1 protein-coding gene is annotated in these 2,752 nt (G+C 50.5%); it reads left to right on the plus strand.

Features of this window, described 5'->3' with window-relative positions; all coding sequences use genetic code 11:
• Positions 1 to 679: 679 nt before the first annotated feature.
• Positions 680 to 2,344, plus strand: a complete 1,665-nt coding sequence (locus ACKI3C_RS11295; protein WP_407405095.1) for a dipeptidase — start codon at positions 680 to 682, stop codon at positions 2,342 to 2,344.
• Positions 2,345 to 2,752 lie beyond the last annotated feature (408 nt).

The raw sequence follows: 2,752 nt of genomic DNA on the forward strand, positions 1-2,752 counted from the left end.
AGTGTATCGCGTTTACCCTGCCCTGCCTTCGCTTGCGCTCAGTTAGGACAGGGTTATGTGCAGAACTGCGTTCTGCGTGTCGGCTTCCAGCCTCTCATTACAAAATCATGTGTGAGTGAGATCCGCGCAGGGACTCTGCAAAAAAATCTATTGTAGTATAGTTACAACAGATTGCTCTGATTTAACTGAATAAGAAATTATTCTAATTATTTTAATTTCTTTCAGTTATTATTAAATCTGTGTTATCAGTGAGATCCGCGCGGGGAAATTACCCAAAATACCATTGCTGAATAGTTACGCTTCGCTTGAAATCAACTAAAAATTATCAAAAAATTAAATCTTCGTCAACATCCTCTTGTTGCAAAAAATGTTAGCAACAATATTCCTAGTGATGTTGTATTTTGGGCTGTGTGAGAGAAGAAAAGCCCAGTAGGGTGATGGCATGTGTTTGTGATTTTGCGGGGAGCGAAGCTCACTAGCGAAATCACAAGCGCTTGACATCAATGGCGACAGCCATCTTCTCTTACACAGCGGTTAATTTCTGTTTTTTTATTCCAATACTCTATATACCCACCACACACGTAATGAAAGGTTTTTCAGCCTCTTGCTTTGATGTTACGCAAATAAGCATTACCTTTGTACTCTCCTATTCAACTTGATAACACTAAAACACAAGGATATGACACGACACAACATCACTAAAATCATTGCCATCGCAGCTATGGCAATGGGTGCGGCGGCTAATGCCGACGCATGTACTAACCTGCTAGTGGGCAAGAATGCCAGCGCCGACGGTAGCACTATCATCTCCTACGCAGCCGACGCCCACATCCTCTATGGCGACCTGCAGATGCTGCCCGCTGCCGACCACAAGCCTGGCACCATGCGCGTCATCAACGACTGGGACACCGGCATCAAGCACGGCGAGATTCCCGAGGCTGCCCACACCTACGCCGTGGTGGGAAATATCAATGAGCACCAGCTCACTATCGCTGAGAGCACATGGGGCGGACGTGAGGAACTATGGGAATCAGACGGCATCATCGACTACGGCAGCCTCATCTACATCGCGCTACAACGCTGTCGCACCGCACGCGAGGCACTCGACCTGATGACCAAGCTCGTGGCTGAATATGGCTATTGCAGCGAGGGCGAGTCGTTCTCGATAGGAGACCCCAACGAGATTTGGGTGCTCGACCTCATAGGCAAGGGCAAGAAGGAAAAAGGCGCAGTGTGGGTGGCACAGCGCGTCCCCGACGACTGCATCGCTGGTCACGCCAACCAGGCTCGCATCCATCGCTTCCCTCTCAACGACAAGGCTAACTGCATATATTCCAAGGACGTGATTACGTTTGCCCGCAAGATGGGTTACTTCAACGGCAAGGATGCCGACTTTGACTTCTCGGCTGCATACGCTCCCGCCGACTTCGGCAACCTGCGCGGCTGCGACGCACGCGTGTGGTCTTACTTCAACCGCTTCAAGGCCGGCATGGACAAGTACCTGCCCTTCATCAACGGCAAGAAAGGCGCCGAGGTGATGCCGTTTGCCGTGCAGCCCGACCGCAAGGTGAGCGTGCGCGATGTGCAGAACATGATGCGCGACCACTACGAGGGTACTCCCTTCGACATGACACAAGACCCTGGTGCCAAGATTAACTACGACGTGCCCTACCGCTGGCGTCCCATGGAGTTCAAGGTGGACAGCGTGACTTACAGCATGGAGCGCGCCATCGCTACCCAACAAACTGGTTTCGTGTTTGTTTCGCAGATGCGTTCATGGCTACCCGACCAGGTGGGTGGTTGTCTGTGGTTCGGCGTTGACGATGCCAACACCGCAGTGTTCGTGCCCATGTACTGCTGCATGACCGAGGCTCCCGCTAGCTACGCGCAAGGTAAGGCCGACCTCTACACCCTCGACTGGAACAGCGCGTTCTGGGTTAACAACTGGGTGGCAAACCAGGCCTACAGCCGCTACAACAAGATGATTGTTGACATACGCAAGGTGCAGGGCGAAATCGAAGACTCGTTCGAGGCTAATCAGCCCAAGGTCGAAGCCAAGGCTGTGGCCCTTGTCAAGAACAACCCCGCCGAGGCTGTTGAGTTCCTCACCAACTACAGCGTGAACCAGGCGCAAAGCACCACAGCACGCTACCGCAAACTGGGCGAATACCTATTTGTCAAATACCTCGACGGCAACGTCAAGAAGGAGAAAGACGGCAAGTTTGAGCGCAACGAGGCAGGCTATCCCGTGCAGCCCAATTGGGGCGGATACAACCAGGAATACTACGACGTAGTGGGCCGCGGCAGCGGCGACCGCCTCAAGGTAGTAGAGCCAGAAAAGTAAGTTTTAGAACGCTACGCTTTAAGAACGCGCTGCTTTAAGAACGGCACTATCGTGCCTATAAAACACCAAGAACGCCACGCTATTCTATGTAGCCTGGCGTTCTTGATATTTATAAAGAACTATTGTTGTCCGTTTAAAAAAGAAAATATTTTTATTTTGGTTTTTTTGCTTCGCATAGAAAATAGCCTGCTCTGCAAGCAAAATGGAATTACCTCACAGATAGTGTATTATCATTTTGAGGACAGAGTCCTCCATTTTAAGGGAGGTTCGCTGGTCGCGGCACGGGCTTTGCCCACTTACCGCTGCTTACTCCCTTGAGCACGGTTCTTGGCGTGAGCCATATAAACTAAAAAAACATTTTCTTTTTTTATTCTATACCAAGCCCCGATTATACCAAAGTTCGTAACT

This window comes from Sodaliphilus sp., from assembly GCF_045598405.1.
GTDB lineage: Bacteria > Bacteroidota > Bacteroidia > Bacteroidales > Muribaculaceae > Sodaliphilus > Sodaliphilus limicaballi.